The sequence below is a fragment of the Azospirillum sp. UENF 211521 genome (assembly GCF_058780535.1).
Genome location: NZ_JBSNCF010000001.1, coordinates 2,638,294 through 2,651,088 on the forward strand (window position 1 = coordinate 2,638,294; position 12,795 = coordinate 2,651,088).

15 protein-coding genes, 1 other RNA gene and 1 pseudogene are annotated in these 12,795 nt (G+C 68.9%); 2 read left to right on the top strand and 15 right to left on the bottom strand.

The features are described 5' to 3' along the window. From ACWPN5_RS12415 to ACWPN5_RS12480, 14 genes and pseudogenes are all read right to left on the bottom strand, one after another. Positions 1-1,146, bottom strand: coding sequence for an energy transducer TonB (locus ACWPN5_RS12415; protein ID WP_145686969.1), 1,146 nt, complete (start codon positions 1,144-1,146; stop codon positions 1-3). A gap of 28 nt (positions 1,147-1,174) precedes the next feature. Beyond that, positions 1,175-1,657, bottom strand: a complete 483-nt coding sequence (gene tolR / locus ACWPN5_RS12420) for a protein TolR (RefSeq protein WP_014240514.1) — start codon at positions 1,655-1,657, stop codon at positions 1,175-1,177. A 1-nt stretch (position 1,658) separates the two neighbouring features. Then, positions 1,659-2,381 (bottom strand): protein TolQ, encoded by a 723-nt coding sequence (tolQ, locus tag ACWPN5_RS12425; protein WP_109069625.1) that lies wholly within the window; start codon positions 2,379-2,381, stop codon positions 1,659-1,661. 5 nt (positions 2,382-2,386) lie between these two features. Continuing rightward, positions 2,387-2,866, bottom strand: coding sequence for a tol-pal system-associated acyl-CoA thioesterase (gene ybgC, locus ACWPN5_RS12430; RefSeq protein ID WP_145686971.1), 480 nt, complete (start codon positions 2,864-2,866; stop codon positions 2,387-2,389). Further along, entirely contained in the window at positions 2,859-3,950 is a 1,092-nt protein-coding gene (gene ruvB / locus ACWPN5_RS12435) for a Holliday junction branch migration DNA helicase RuvB (protein ID WP_014240511.1), read from the bottom strand. Before ruvB ends, ybgC begins: the two co-directional genes overlap by 8 nt. Then, positions 3,947-4,576 carry a Holliday junction branch migration protein RuvA gene (gene ruvA, locus ACWPN5_RS12440; RefSeq protein ID WP_492295602.1) on the bottom strand — a complete coding sequence of 210 codons (630 nt, stop codon included), beginning with the start codon at positions 4,574-4,576 and terminating at the stop codon, positions 3,947-3,949. Before ruvA ends, ruvB begins: the two co-directional genes overlap by 4 nt. Continuing rightward, positions 4,573-5,136 carry an endonuclease domain-containing protein gene (locus ACWPN5_RS12445; protein WP_492296383.1) on the bottom strand — a complete coding sequence of 188 codons (564 nt, stop codon included), beginning with the start codon at positions 5,134-5,136 and terminating at the stop codon, positions 4,573-4,575. The genes ruvA and ACWPN5_RS12445 overlap by 4 nt, the downstream gene beginning before the upstream one ends. Beyond that, positions 5,119-5,655 (bottom strand): annotated as a pseudogene (gene ruvC, locus ACWPN5_RS12450) (crossover junction endodeoxyribonuclease RuvC); the annotation flags it as partial. The gene ACWPN5_RS12445 and the pseudogene ruvC, both read right to left, overlap by 18 nt. 29 nt (positions 5,656-5,684) lie before the next feature. Then, positions 5,685-6,437 carry a YebC/PmpR family DNA-binding transcriptional regulator gene (locus ACWPN5_RS12455; protein WP_014240508.1) on the bottom strand — a complete coding sequence of 251 codons (753 nt, stop codon included), beginning with the start codon at positions 6,435-6,437 and terminating at the stop codon, positions 5,685-5,687. A gap of 201 nt (positions 6,438-6,638) precedes the next feature. Further along, complete coding sequence (locus ACWPN5_RS12460) at positions 6,639-7,460, bottom strand: TIGR00282 family metallophosphoesterase (protein ID WP_492295604.1); 822 nt, start codon at positions 7,458-7,460, stop codon at positions 6,639-6,641. 12 nt (positions 7,461-7,472) lie between these two features. Continuing rightward, positions 7,473-8,081 carry a 5-formyltetrahydrofolate cyclo-ligase gene (locus ACWPN5_RS12465; protein WP_145686980.1) on the bottom strand — a complete coding sequence of 203 codons (609 nt, stop codon included), beginning with the start codon at positions 8,079-8,081 and terminating at the stop codon, positions 7,473-7,475. Between the two features lie 39 nt (positions 8,082-8,120). Continuing rightward, positions 8,121-8,280, bottom strand: a non-coding RNA gene (gene ssrS / locus ACWPN5_RS12470) — 6S RNA. 13 nt (positions 8,281-8,293) lie between these two features. Beyond that, positions 8,294-8,608 carry a cell division protein ZapA gene (locus ACWPN5_RS12475; protein ID WP_014240504.1) on the bottom strand — a complete coding sequence of 105 codons (315 nt, stop codon included), beginning with the start codon at positions 8,606-8,608 and terminating at the stop codon, positions 8,294-8,296. Between the two features lie 3 nt (positions 8,609-8,611). After that, positions 8,612-8,836, bottom strand: a complete 225-nt coding sequence (locus tag ACWPN5_RS12480; protein ID WP_145686982.1) for a hypothetical protein — start codon at positions 8,834-8,836, stop codon at positions 8,612-8,614. Positions 8,837-9,158: 322 nt separating this feature from the next. Between ACWPN5_RS12480 and tkt the strand changes: the two genes are divergently transcribed. Further along, the gene (tkt, locus tag ACWPN5_RS12485; RefSeq protein WP_492295607.1) at positions 9,159-11,171 is read left to right on the top strand and encodes a transketolase; all 2,013 of its coding nucleotides are present in this window, start codon (positions 9,159-9,161) and stop codon (positions 11,169-11,171) included. A gap of 144 nt (positions 11,172-11,315) precedes the next feature. After that, positions 11,316-12,323, top strand: a complete 1,008-nt coding sequence (gap, locus tag ACWPN5_RS12490; protein WP_200479728.1) for a type I glyceraldehyde-3-phosphate dehydrogenase — start codon at positions 11,316-11,318, stop codon at positions 12,321-12,323. 85 nt (positions 12,324-12,408) lie between these two features. Here the strand turns inward: gap and ACWPN5_RS12495 are convergent, their stop codons facing one another. Beyond that, positions 12,409-12,753, bottom strand: coding sequence for a type II toxin-antitoxin system HicB family antitoxin (locus tag ACWPN5_RS12495; protein ID WP_035674733.1), 345 nt, complete (start codon positions 12,751-12,753; stop codon positions 12,409-12,411). Positions 12,754-12,795 lie beyond the last annotated feature (42 nt).

Consider the following 12,795-nt stretch of genomic DNA (forward strand, 5'->3'; position numbering starts at 1 on the left):
TCAGAACATGTCCCTCGGGTCGAAATTGAACACGAAGTAACGCCACTCTTCATACCGGGCGGGCGTGAAGTCGCCGGAAAACTCGCTGATCGGCAGGGGGCTGGCCCGTTTCACCGCGCGCAGCGCGGCGTCGGCCGATGCCCGGAAGGCCGCGTCCGACATGTAGCGGGAGCGGTACCTCTCGTTGATCGTCGCGTTGAGGACCGAACCGTCGCGGCCCAGCTCAACGATGATCTCCACCTGCATGTTCCCGGCGTCCTTGCGGCCCGGGTCGAAGTTCCAGTTCTTGCTCACAGCCCCGCGGATGCCGTCGATGGCGCGGCCCGACGGCTTGAACGGCTTGTCGGGTCCGTTCACCGCCTTGGCCGCCCCTGAGGGCGCCGCCGATGCGGCGGCGTGCTGGGTCGGCTTGGCGTCGGCCTTGCTCTCCGACGCCGCCGGCTTGGCCGGGGCGTTCTTCTGAACGTTCTTCAGAAGGTCGGCCAGCGCGTCGGTCTTCTCCGGCGGCTTCTCCGGTTTCTTCGGCTCGGCCTTCGGAGTCTCCGGCTTGGCCGGCTCGGGCTTCTTCGGCTCGGGCTTGGGCGGTTCCGGTTTGGCCGGTTCCGGCTTCGGCGGCTCGGGCTTCTTCGGCTCCGGCTTCGGGGGCTCGGGCTTGGGAGGCTCAGGCTTCGGCGGTTCCGGTTTGGGCGGCTCCGGCTTCGGAGGCTGCGGCTTCGGTTCCGGCTTGGGCTCGGGCGGCTTGACCACCGGCGCCGGCTCCGGATCGGGCGGCGGCGGGGGTGGCGCCGGCTTGGGCGGCGGCGGCGGTTCGCGCGCCGGGGGCGGCGTCACCTGGGCCACCTTGGGCGGCTCCGGAACCTTCGGCTCGGGCCGGGGCGGCGGCGGGGGCGGCGGCTCGCTGGCCGGTTCCGGCGGCGCGGGGGCCGGCGGGCTCGGCTTGGCCTCGGGGACCGGCGGCTTGGGCGCCGACGGCTTGGGCTCGCCCTTGTCGACGCGCGCGGCCTGGGTCACCTCGCCCATGTCCACGATCTCGATCGGGATGGACTCGGGGATGTCCAGCTTGCGATCGCTGGGCGGCATGCCGAGCACGAACAGCGCGACCAGCGCGACGTGCAGCGTTGCCGAGGCGATCAGGGGTTTGCGCATGGGTCAGCCTTCAACTCGCCGTGGCGTCTCAGCGCTGCGCCGAGCCGCCGACACGCGGCCCGGTGGCGCCCGGCCCGCTGGGCATTTCGGCGACCAGCCCGACCTTCTTGAAGCCGGCGGCGCTCATGGTGCCCATCACCTCCAGCATCTTGCCGTAGGCGATCTTCGCGTCGCCGCGCACCAGGATGCGGGCGTCTGGGTTGTTGTTGGTGACGGCGATCAGCAGCGGCACCATGTTGGCCGTCTCCACCGCCGTCTCCTGCACATAGACCCGGCCGTCGGACTGCACGGTCACGAACAGCGGGTCCTTCTGCGCCTCCAGCGGGGCGGCGTTGGTCTTCGGCAGATCCACCGGCACGCCGACGGTCAGCAGCGGTGCCGCGACCATGAAGACGATCAGCAGCACCAGCATGACGTCGATGAAGGGCGTCATGTTGATGTCGGCCATCGCGCGGTATCCGCGGCGGCGGCCCCGACCGTGGCCGCCCTTTCCTGCGAGCTGGGCTCCCATGTCAGGCGGCTCCCCGCTCCTCGAGGTGGCGCGACAGAATCGCCGAGAACTCGCCCGAGAAGGTCTCCAACCGGTCGGCGTAGCGCCCGAGGTCGGTGGTGAACTTGTTGTACGAGATCACGGCGGGAATGGCGGCCACGAGACCCAGCGCCGTGGCGAACAGCGCCTCGGCGATGCCGGGGGCGACGACGGCGAGGCTGGTGTTGCCCGACGCGGCGATGGAGGTGAAGGAGTTCATGATGCCCCACACCGTGCCGAACAGGCCGATGAAGGGGGCCGTCGAACCGACCGACGCCAGGAAGGTCATGTAGCGCTCGGCGCGCAGCATCTCGCGTCCGATGGTCACCGACATGACGCGCTCGACCCGCTGCTGCAGCGAGCCCTTCATGGAGCCGATGCCGCGGTCGGCGGCGTGGCGCCACTCGCGCATGCCGGCGGCGAAGGTCGCCGACATCGGGTCGGCCGGATTCTGGCCGATGCGGTCGTACAGCGCGTCCAGCGAGCCGCCGGACCAGAAGCTCTCCTCGAAGGCGTCCGCCTGCGCGTTCAGGCGGCGGATGCGCATCAGCTTCTCGATGATGATGGCCCAGCACCACACCGAGGCAACCAGCAGCATCAGCATCACGACCTTGACGATCAGGTCGGCCTGCCAGAACAGGCCCCACATCGTAATGTCGTGAGCCTTCGCCGCGGCCCCGACCACCTGGGCGGAATTCAGATCCATCGCAGTCAGTCTCGCTTCTGCCTTTTGTACAAATCGATGAGCGCCTCGCGGACCGGCGCCGGAAGGCGCGCGGGACGTCCGGCCCGGTTACCGGTCAAATTGATCATCGCCAGTTGAATCTCCGCCCGCGCGAGGTCGCGACCGTCGCGACGGGCAAGTTGTGCAACTGCGAAGGAGGCACCGCCGGTATCGGTGATTCGCGTCACCACTTCAAGCGTATCCTCGAGCTTTGCGGGAGCGACAAAATCGATCTCCGCCCGTCGTACCGCAAATGACACACCGTCGCTTTCGGCCAGCCCGGCGTTGGTGAATCCGGTCAGCCGCAGCATCTCGGTGCGCGCCCGCTCGAAGAAGCGCAGGTAGTTGGCGTGATAGACCAGCCCCCCGGCGTCCGTGTCCTCGTAGTAGACCCGCAAGCGCAGCCTGTGCTGCGCGTTCTCGTCAAACCAGCCCGAGAGATTTGCCGCCCCAAGGCCGTCAGACATCGCCGTCCTCCGGGTCCGGGTTGGCCTCCGACAGCCGGTCCAGCAGGTCGAACTGGCGGGTCGGCGCCGACGGCGGGTTGAGGCCGAGATAGCGGAAGCCCTGGTCGGTCAGCATGCGCCCGCGCGGCGTGCGCTGCAGGAAGCCCTGCTGGATCAGGTAGGGTTCCACCACCTCCTCCAGCACGTCGCGCTGCTCGCCGAGCGCTGCGCCCAGCGTGTCCACGCCCACCGGGCCGCCGTTGTAGTTGTTGGCGATGATGCCGAGATAGCGCCGGTCCATGCTGTCGAGGCCGAGCCGGTCGACCTCCAGCCGGGTCAGGGCGGCGTCGGCGATGCGCGCGTCCACCTCCGGCACGCCGGCCACCGAGGCGAAGTCGCGCACCCGGCGCAGCAGCCGCCCCGACACGCGCGGCGTCCCGCGCGAGCGGTTGGCGATCTCCCGCGCCCCTTCCGGCGTGATGAGCATGTTGAACACGGCCGCGGCGCGGCGGACGATCAGCTCCAACTCGTCCGGCTCGTAGAACTGCAGCCGCACGGGGATGCCGAACCGCTCGCGCAGAGGGCGCGTGATCAGGCCCGAGCGCGTGGTCGCGCCGACCAGCGTGAAGGGCGGCAGGTCGATCCGGATGGACCGCGCCGACGGGCCTTCGCCAATGATGAGGTCGAGCTGGAAATCCTCCATGGCGGGATAGAGCACCTCTTCCACGGCGGGATTAAGGCGATGAATCTCGTCGATGAAGAGGACGTCGTGCGGCTGCAGGTTGGTCAGCAGAGCGGCGAGGTCGCCGGCCCGCGCGATGACCGGACCGGAGGTCGCGCGGAAGCCCACCCCCAGCTCGCGCGAGACGATCTGGGCCAGCGTCGTCTTGCCCAGGCCCGGCGGGCCGAACAGCAGCACATGGTCCAGCGCCTCGCCGCGGGAACGGGCGGCCTGGATGAAGATCGACAGGTTCTCGCGCGCCTGCCGCTGGCCGATGAACTCGGCGAGCGAGAGCGGACGGATCGAGGCTTCGCCGGAATCGCCGGCGCCCCGCCCCGGCTGCACCAGCCGGTCAGGATCGGAGCCGTTCTGGTCGGCGGTCATTGGCTGAGTTCCTTAAGGCCATGGCGGATCAGCTCCGACACGCCGGCCCCGTCGCCCAGCTTGCGCCCGGCGGCCACGACGGCGCCGAACGCCTCCGACCGCCCGTAGCCGAGGTTGACGAGGGCCGAGACGGCGTCCGCCATGACCATGTTGTCGGGGCCGCCCGCCGCCGGCGCCGCCTTGCCGCCCGCCGCCGGAGCGGCGGAGGCCGAGGCGCCGAGCGTGAGGTTGCCCACCTTGTCCTTCAACTCGTTGACGATGCGCGCGGCCACCTTCGGCCCCACGCCGTCGGCGCGGGTGAGCGCCGTCTTGTCCTGCGCCGCGATGGCGCGGGTGAGCTGATCGGGATCGAGCACGCTGAGAATCGACAAAGCGAGGCGCGAGCCGACCCCTTGGATGGTGGTCAGCAACCGGAACCAGTCGCGCTCGCCGGAATCGGCGAAGCCGTAGAGGGTGATCCGGTCGTCGCGGATGAAGGTCTCGACGACCAGCGCCCGCCGCTCCCCCACCGCCATGCGCGACAGCGTGCGGTTGGAGCAGGCGACCTGATAGCCGACCCCGTTGACGTCCACCACCACCCAGTCGGTCCCGACCGAATCCACGACACCGGTGAGCTTGGCGATCATGGGGAATTCTCCTTGTCCCTCAAACGCTGGAGGGGGTCACGGCGCAACACGGTGGTCGCGGAAAGCGCCGTGCGGATGGTTTCGAGAACGCCTTCCAGATTGTCGTTCACGTCGTTGTTCCAGAAGCGCAGCACACGGAAGCCGGCCTGTTCCAGCATGCGCGTCCGGCGCTCGTCATAGGGCGCCTGATCGGCGTGCTGTCCGCCGTCCAGTTCGATCACCAACCGATGGTCGTGCGCGACGAAATCCACGATGAAGCCGACAATTGGTTCCTGCCGACGGAATTTGGCCCCCATCTGCGCGTTCCGCAAACGTTGCCATATGATCTTTTCCACCTCGGTGGAATCGCGCCGCATTTGCACGGCTCGATTGGTGTGCAAAGGCGCCGGCTTGTCCTTTGCTACCGGCAACAATACTCCCTCTCCCCTCTGGGGAGAGGGTTGGGGTGAGGGGGTTGCGCGTGTGCCGGACGCACCGCGCCGCGCATCCCCCTCACCCGGCCCTTCGGGCCACCCTCTCCCGGGGCGGGAGAGGGATTGGTCGCCCCCCCGCCGCCACATCTGCCAGCTCGCGCGGTGATGCGCGTGGCAGATCGCCACGGCGAGCGCGTCCGCGGCGTCCGGCGTGGTGATGGTGCAGCCGGGAAGCAGCAGGCGCACCATGGCCTGAACCTGCGTCTTGTCGGCCCGGCCCTGCCCCACCACGGCCTTCTTCACCATGTTGTTGGCGTATTCCGCCACCGACAGCCCGGCCAGCGCCGGGACCAGCAGGGCCACCGCCCGCGCCTGCCCCAGCTTCAGCGTGGAGACCGCGTTGTTGTTGACGAAGGTCTCCTCCACCGCCGCCTCGTCGGGGCGGTAGCGCTCCAGCACCTGGGTCAACGCGTCGTGGATCTGGCACAGCCGTTCGGCCAGCGGACGGTCGCCGTCGGAATGGACGGCGCCGTCCGCCACATGGGTCAGCCGGTTGCCGGACACGTCGATGACGCCCCAGCCGGTGTGGCGGAGGCCGGGGTCCAGCCCCAACAGGCGTACGGGCGGCTGTTGCGCCGCCCCGTTCCTTCCGGCCTGCCCAAGCACCCCGGTTCCCTCCGCTCCGCGGCCTGAAATCAGGCCGTCAGCTTCTGCATCAGCTCGTCGGAGATGTCGAAGTTGCCTTCGACGGTCTGGACGTCGTCGTTGTCCTCCAGCACGTCCAGCAGCTTCATCAGGCTGGCGGCGGCGTCCTCGGACGGGGCGACGGTGTTCAGCGGCTTCCAGGTCAGGCGCGCACTCTCCGCACCGCCGAACTTGGCCTCCAGCGCGTCGCGCACGATCGCGAAATTCTCCACCGTGGTGGTGACCTCGTGACCGTTCTCGTCGGACGCCACATCCTCGGCGCCGGCTTCCAGAGCCACCTCGAACACGGCGTCCGCAGCCGCGGCGGCGGCCGGGTAGTAGATCGCGCCGACGCGGCTGAACATGAAGCTGACCGAGTTCGTCTCGCCCAGCGAGCCGCCGTACTTGGTGAAGGCCGAGCGCACTTCCGACGCCGTGCGGTTGCGGTTGTCGGTCAGCGCCTCGACGATCAGCGCGACGCCGCCGGGACCGTAGCCCTCGTACCGCACCTCGTCGTAGTTCGCGTCGTCGCCACCGCCGGGCGTGCCCTGCTTGATCGCGCGGTCGATGCGGTCGCGCGGCATGTTCTGCACGCGGGCCGCGGTGATCGCGGCGCGCAGGCGCGGGTTGGCCGCCGGGTCCGGCAGGCCGCCCTTGGCCGCCACGGTGATCTCGCGGGCGAGCTTGTTGAAGATCTTCGACCGCTTGGCGTCCTGCGCGCCTTTGCGGTGCATGATGTTCTTGAATTGGCTATGACCGGCCATGCGTCGAACGAGCCCCAGATGGATTCAAAGAGACAAAGGTCTTGTGAAACAGCTTGGAAAGCGGTGGGACACATGTACCAGCCTTTGTGCGCCACCGCACGCCTTCGGCGCCGGAGACGACACCTACCCATATAGAAAGTCAATATGGCAGTATTGGGGCGCCCCTTTTGCGCCCCGCAGGGCCGGAACCGGCGGCGCCGCTCAGCCCCGGACCGGCATGGACTGGCTCAGCCGCCCGCCCAGCCGAACCGGCTGGATGCTGGTCGCGAGGCCGGTGCGGTCGTCCGTCTCGACGTAGCAGCCGCAGACGGTGCCCTCGCCTTCCGCCGGGCTCAATCGCTCGGTCGGCAGCTTGCGGATCAGCTTGGCCATGGCGACTTCCTTCTTCATGCCGATGGCGCTGTCGTAGTCGCCGCACATGCCGGCGTCGGTCAGATAGGCGGTGCCGCCCCTCATCACCACATGGTCCGCCGTCGGGACATGGCTGTGCGTGCCGACCACCAGCGAGGCGCGGCCGTCGCAGAAATGGCCCATGATCATCTTCTCGCTGGTCGCCTCGCCATGGACGTCGACCAGGATGGCGTCGGCGCCGTTGGGGCCCAGCCGGTGGGCGCGCAGCACCCGGTCCACCGCCGCGAAGGGGTCGTCCATCGGGTCCATGAACAGGCGCAGCATCACGTTCATGACCAGCACCTTGCGCCCGCCCCGCGCCTGCAGCAGCACGAAGCCGCGCCCCGGCGTCCCTTCCGGGTAGTTCAGCGGGCGGATGATGCGCGGCTGCTGGTCGATCGCCGCGACCAGTTCCTTCTGGTCCCAGGAATGGTTGCCCAGCGTCACCACGTCGACGCCGGCGGCGAAGAACTCCTCGGCGATCTTCACGGTGATGCCGAAGCCGCCGGCGGCGTTCTCGCCGTTGACCACGGTCAGGTCGGGGTCGAGCCGCTCGCGCAATGTCGGCATGTGCGCGATCACCGCGTCGCGTCCCGACCGCCCCACCACATCACCGAGAAACAAAAGCCGCATCGTCCCCAACCTTCACTGCGCAAAGCGGAGCGTCTCGCGCTCCGTCAGAATCCAATCGAGCCGCTCATCGTGCGCCCCATGGGGCACCGCGTCCATCTCCTGAGCGGCGAAGGCCATGCCGACCGCCAGGACCGGGCGGATCGCGCGCAAGGCGTCCAGCGTCCGGTCGTAGTAGCCGGCGCCGTAGCCCAGCCGATGCCCGCTGCGGTCGAAGGCCAGCATCGGCACCAGCAGCACCGCCGGCACGACCTCGGGCCGGTCGGCGCCCGGCTCCTGGATGCCGTAGCGGCCGGCGGCCAACGGCAGCGCCGGGTCCCAGTCGCGGAAGGTCAGCGCCTGCCCGCGCGGCCCGGACACCGGAAGCGCGATGGAGCGCCCGCCCGCCTTGATCCCACCCGATCTAAGATGGAGCAGCAAAGGCCGCGCGTCGAGTTCCGAACCGAGCGGCCAATAGCCGGCGACCGGCCCATCGGGGAGAATCCCCGGCCGGACCAGCGCCTCCAGGAAGCGGTCGCGCAGGGCATCCGCGGCAAAAGCGCGCATCCGGTCGTCGCTGAGGGAATCGCGCCGGGCGCGCGCCTGGGCTCGGGCGGCATCCTTGGCCGCGCGCGGGTCGGTCATCGTCGCCTGGAAAGGTCGGGGAAATTCGGGGGAAAGGCGGAAGGTGCCGCCTTGGCCGTTGGCATTGCTTATCCTCCATGACCTGCAGAGCAGGTGGGCGCCGTGTAACCGGACCAGGGTCCGGACAGGGACAGCTCCCGAGAGTCTAAGATTATCGGCCCTGGGGATTATTGCGACCTGACGAACCAGGCAGCGACCTTCCATTCACTAACTTAAGCGCGCTCGAGCCGCGCGGCAACCTCTTCGATGCGCAAAGCGACATTGTCCACGGCGGCGGCCACCTCGGCCTCATTGACCGTGGACAGCGGGGCGAGGCCGCGGCCGGCCATGACGTCCTGCATCTCGTCGGCCATGACGATGGCGGTCAGCACGAGCATCTGCGCCTCCGACCCGGATTTCCCGCCGCCGGTCACCTGCTTCAGCTTGGCGTCCACGAAGCCGGCCAGCTCGCGCAGGCGGGCCTCCTGGCCGTCCTGGCAGAAGACGCGGTAGGCACGCCCATTCACCTCGATGTCCACCTGGGCCATGGCTTAATTCTCCAGAACCGCTTCGAGACGACCAATGGCCGCCTCCAGACGCTTCGACACGGTTTCCGCGTTCTCCTGGGCGCGCGCCTGTTCGATGCGCGCCTCGCGCAGGGACTCGCTCAGCTCCTGCTCGCGCTTGGCCACCCGTTCCTCGCGGGCGCACGCGGCATGCTCCAGACGATCCACGGCCTTGGAGAGGCGGTCGAGCGAGGCTTTCAGGGAATCCATGGGCGGGGGAACCTTGACGGACGGATGGACGGCGGGCGGGCCGCATGTTCGCACATGCATAAAATGCCGAGCGCTACAGTTGGGCCGGCCACGCCGCCCCGTCAACCGGAATTACGCCGCAGTTCACGGTGGAAATGGCGCCGTCACAATGCGCCGGAAGCCGGACCGCCATCCCCATTCCCGGGTTGACCTGCGCACACGGGTTCTGCATGGTGCGCGCGTCCTGCGGGAAGCCTTGTTTCCCGCCCAATCGGTGTTGCCCGACCCCATTCGGCCCCGCTGCCCGCCTGCCCACGGGAACATTCTTCAGGAACCCTGCCCGATGTCCGCTGCTTCCGCCGCCACCCCGCCCGCCCCCATCACCACCATGGCGAACGCCATCCGCGCGCTGTCCATGGACGCGGTGGAGGCCGCGAAGTCCGGCCACCCCGGCATGCCGATGGGCATGGCCGACGTGGCCACGGTGCTGTTCACGCGCTTCCTGAAGTTCAACCCGAAGCAGCCGGCCTGGGCCGACCGCGACCGCTTCATCCTGTCGGCCGGCCACGGCTCGATGCTGATCTACTCGCTGGGCTACCTGACCGGCTATGAGCGGATGACCATCGACGAGCTGAAGCGCTTCCGCCAGCTCGGCAGCCTGACGCCGGGCCACCCCGAGGTCGACCCCTCCCTCGGCATCGAGATGACCACCGGCCCGCTGGGCCAGGGCGTCTCCACCGCCGTCGGCTTCGCCCTGGCGGAGCGGATCACCAACGCCCGCTTCGGCGACGACCTGATCAACCACTTCACCTACGTCATCGCCTCGGACGGCGACCTGATGGAGGGCGTCAGCCACGAGGCCTGCTCGCTGGCCGGCCATCTCGGGCTGAACCGCCTGATCGTGCTGTGGGACGACAACCACATCTCCATCGACGGCTCGACCGACCTCAGCTTCACCGACGACACGCCGGCCCGCTTCCGCTCCTACGGCTGGAACACGACGGCCGTCGACGGCCACGATCCGGACGCCGTCGCCAAGGCCATCGAGGCCGCCCAGACCTCCGACAAGCCGACGCTGATCGCCTGCCGCACCATCATCGGCAAGGGCGCCCCGAACAAGGCCAACACCCACGGCTGCCACGGCTCGCCGCTGGGCGCCGACGAGGTGGCCGCCACCCGTGAGAATCTCGGCTGGCCGCACGAGGCCTTCGTCGTCCCGCAGGACGTGCTCGACGCCTGGCGCGCCGCCGGCACCCGCGCCGACGCCGCCTACGCCGACTGGGCGCAGCGCGTCGCGGCGCTGGACCCGTCCGCCCGCAAGGCGTTCGAGGCGGCCATGGAGCGCGGCGTCCCCGCCGGCTTGGACGAGCTGATCGCCGCCTTCAAGAAGAAGGTGTCGGAGGACAAGCCGAGCTGGGCGACCCGCGTCGCTTCGGGCAACGTGCTCGACGTCCTGGTTCCGGCGGTGCCGGAGATGATCGGCGGCTCCGCCGACCTGACCCCGTCGAACAACACCAAGGCGAAGAACACCGCCGACGTGAAGGGCCGCGGTGAGTTCAACGGCCGCTACGTCCGCTACGGCGTGCGCGAGCACGGCATGGCCACCGTCATGAACGGCATGGCGCTGCACGGCGGCGTCATCCCCTACGGCGGCACCTTCATGCAGTTCGCCGACTACTGCCGCCCGTCGATCCGCCTGGCCGCGCTGATGAAGCAGCGCTCCATCTTCGTGATGACCCACGACTCGATCGGCCTCGGCGAGGACGGCCCGACCCACCAGCCGGTGGAGCATCTGGCCGCTCTGCGCGCCATCCCCAACCTGCTGACCCTGCGCCCGGCCGATGCCGTGGAGACCGCGGAGTGCTGGCAGATCGCGCTGGAGCGCGTCAACGGCCCGTCCGTCCTGGCGCTGACCCGCCAGAACGTGCCGACCCTGCGCACCGAGCACGCGGCGGAGAACCGTTCCGCCCGCGGCGGCTACGTGATCCAGGAGGCCGAGGGCGAGCGCAAGGTGACGCTGCTCGCCACCGGCTCGGAAGTCTCGCTGGCCGCCGAGGCCCGCAAGGCGCTGCAGGCCGAGGGCATCGGCGCCGCCGTGGTGTCGATCCCGAGCTTCGAGCTGTTCGAGGCGCAGGACGACGCCTACAAGGCTTCCGTGCTCGGCAGCGGCGTCCGCGTCGCGGTCGAGGCGGCCATCCGCCAGGGCTGGGACCGCTGGCTCGGCTATCCGGGCGCCACGGGCACCGCCTTCGTCGGCATGAGCGGCTTCGGCGAGTCGGCCCCCTATCAGGAACTCTACAAGCACTTCGGCATCACCGCCGAGGCCGTGGTCGCCGCGGCGAAGGCGCGCCTGTAAAAGAGCGAGCCTTCGTGGGATCGGGCTCCGGGCCGACGGTCCGGGGCTGACAATTGCCGCCCCGGACCACACATCCGGGGCCGGGAGTGACCGCCCCAAGCCGGATGGTTCGGGGTCGGGGAATGCCAGACTGGAGGAAAAACAATGGCTGTTCGGGTAGCGATCAACGGTTTTGGCCGCATCGGCCGTCTGGTTCTGCGGGCCATCTACGAGAGCGGCCGCAACGACGTGGAGGTCGTGGCGATCAACGACCTGGCCGACCTCAAGGCCAACGCCCACCTGCTGAAGTACGACAGCGTCCACGGCCGTTTCCCCGGCACCATCGAGACCCGCGACGGCGAGCTGATCGTCAACGGCCACTCGATCAAGGTCGTGCAGGAGCGTGACCCGGCCAAGCTGCCGTGGAAGGATCTGGGCATCCAGATCGCCATGGAATGCTCGGGCATCTTCACCAAGCGCGCCGACGCCGCCAAGCACCTGGAAGCGGGTGCCGAGAAGGTGCTGATCTCCGCCCCGGCCACCGACGAGGACATCACGGTGGTCTACGGCGTCAACCACGACCAGCTCAAGGCCGATCACCGCATCGTCTCGAACGCCTCGTGCACGACGAACTGCCTGGCCCCGGTGGCCTTCGTGCTGAACAACCTGATCGGCATCGAGAAGGGCTTCATGACGACGATCCACTCCTACACGGGGGATCAGCGCATCGTCGACACCAACCACAAGGACCTGCACCGCGCCCGCGCCGCGGCGCTGAACATGATCCCGACCTCGACCGGCGCCGCCAAGGCCGTGGGCAAGGTGCTGCCCGAGCTGAAGGGCAAGCTGGACGGCACCGCCATGCGCGTGCCGACGCCCAACGTCTCGGTGGTCGACTTCAAGTTCACCGCCAAGCGCGCCACCACGGTGGAGGAGATCACCAAGGCGATTTCCGAGGCCGCCAACGGCCCGCTCAAGGGCATCCTGGGCGCCTACACCGAGGATCTGGTCTCCACCGACTTCAACCACGACCCGCACAGCTCGATCTTCGCGCTGAACGAGACCAAGGTCATCGACGGCAACTTCGTCCGCATCATGACCTGGTACGACAACGAGTGGGGCTTCTCCAACCGCATGAGCGACACCGCCGTCGCCATGGCCAACGCCAAGTAAGCCTTCCAGGGCTTGCGGCCAAAGAGAAAGGGCGCCCAAACGGGGCGCCCTTTTTCATGATCACGCCGCCGCGAAAGGGCCGCGGTCACCCCGCCTTGACGGCGTTGATCCCCGTGGCCTGCGTCAACTGGTCGGCGACCCAGGCGGCGACGCTCTTGCCTTCGCGCTCGGCGCAGGTGGCGATGGCACGGTGGAGCATCGGGTTGACGCGGATGGCGAGCTTGCCGGAATAGGGCTGCTCGGTGTTGCCCGCCATGTCGCAGGCCATCGCCAGATAATCGTCCACGGCCTCGCGGAAGGCCCGGCGCAGCTCATCGACCGAACGGCCGGTGAAGGTGATGCCGTCGCGCGTGTTGATGACGGCGCCGACGAAGATGCCGGCATCGTCGTCGAAATCGATCTGGGCCTTGTAGCCCTTATAGTCCATCATCGGCGGCGACCCCAGGAATGCGTGGGGTGGAAGGATAGCCCC

What these genes read in the sequence shown, in the direction of transcription:
- ACWPN5_RS12415 (WP_145686969.1), bottom strand. Translation starts at nt 1,146, where the DNA reads ATGCGCAAACCCCTGATCGCCTCGGCAACGCTGCACGTCGCGCTGGTC.
- tolR (WP_014240514.1), bottom strand. Translation starts at nt 1,657, where the DNA reads ATGGGAGCCCAGCTCGCAGGAAAGGGCGGCCACGGTCGGGGCCGCCGC.
- tolQ (WP_109069625.1), bottom strand. Translation starts at nt 2,381, where the DNA reads ATGGATCTGAATTCCGCCCAGGTGGTCGGGGCCGCGGCGAAGGCTCAC.
- ybgC (WP_145686971.1), bottom strand. Translation starts at nt 2,866, where the DNA reads ATGTCTGACGGCCTTGGGGCGGCAAATCTCTCGGGCTGGTTTGACGAG.
- ruvB (WP_014240511.1), bottom strand. Translation starts at nt 3,950, where the DNA reads ATGACCGCCGACCAGAACGGCTCCGATCCTGACCGGCTGGTGCAGCCG.
- ruvA (WP_492295602.1), bottom strand. Translation starts at nt 4,576, where the DNA reads ATGATCGCCAAGCTCACCGGTGTCGTGGATTCGGTCGGGACCGACTGG.
- ACWPN5_RS12445 (WP_492296383.1), bottom strand. Translation starts at nt 5,136, where the DNA reads ATGTGGCGGCGGGGGGGCGACCAATCCCTCTCCCGCCCCGGGAGAGGG.
- ACWPN5_RS12455 (WP_014240508.1), bottom strand. Translation starts at nt 6,437, where the DNA reads ATGGCCGGTCATAGCCAATTCAAGAACATCATGCACCGCAAAGGCGCG.
- ACWPN5_RS12460 (WP_492295604.1), bottom strand. Translation starts at nt 7,460, where the DNA reads ATGCGGCTTTTGTTTCTCGGTGATGTGGTGGGGCGGTCGGGACGCGAC.
- ACWPN5_RS12465 (WP_145686980.1), bottom strand. Translation starts at nt 8,081, where the DNA reads ATGACCGACCCGCGCGCGGCCAAGGATGCCGCCCGAGCCCAGGCGCGC.
- ACWPN5_RS12475 (WP_014240504.1), bottom strand. Translation starts at nt 8,608, where the DNA reads ATGGCCCAGGTGGACATCGAGGTGAATGGGCGTGCCTACCGCGTCTTC.
- ACWPN5_RS12480 (WP_145686982.1), bottom strand. Translation starts at nt 8,836, where the DNA reads ATGGATTCCCTGAAAGCCTCGCTCGACCGCCTCTCCAAGGCCGTGGAT.
- tkt (WP_492295607.1), top strand. Translation starts at nt 9,159, where the DNA reads ATGTCCGCTGCTTCCGCCGCCACCCCGCCCGCCCCCATCACCACCATG.
- gap (WP_200479728.1), top strand. Translation starts at nt 11,316, where the DNA reads ATGGCTGTTCGGGTAGCGATCAACGGTTTTGGCCGCATCGGCCGTCTG.
- ACWPN5_RS12495 (WP_035674733.1), bottom strand. Translation starts at nt 12,753, where the DNA reads ATGATGGACTATAAGGGCTACAAGGCCCAGATCGATTTCGACGACGAT.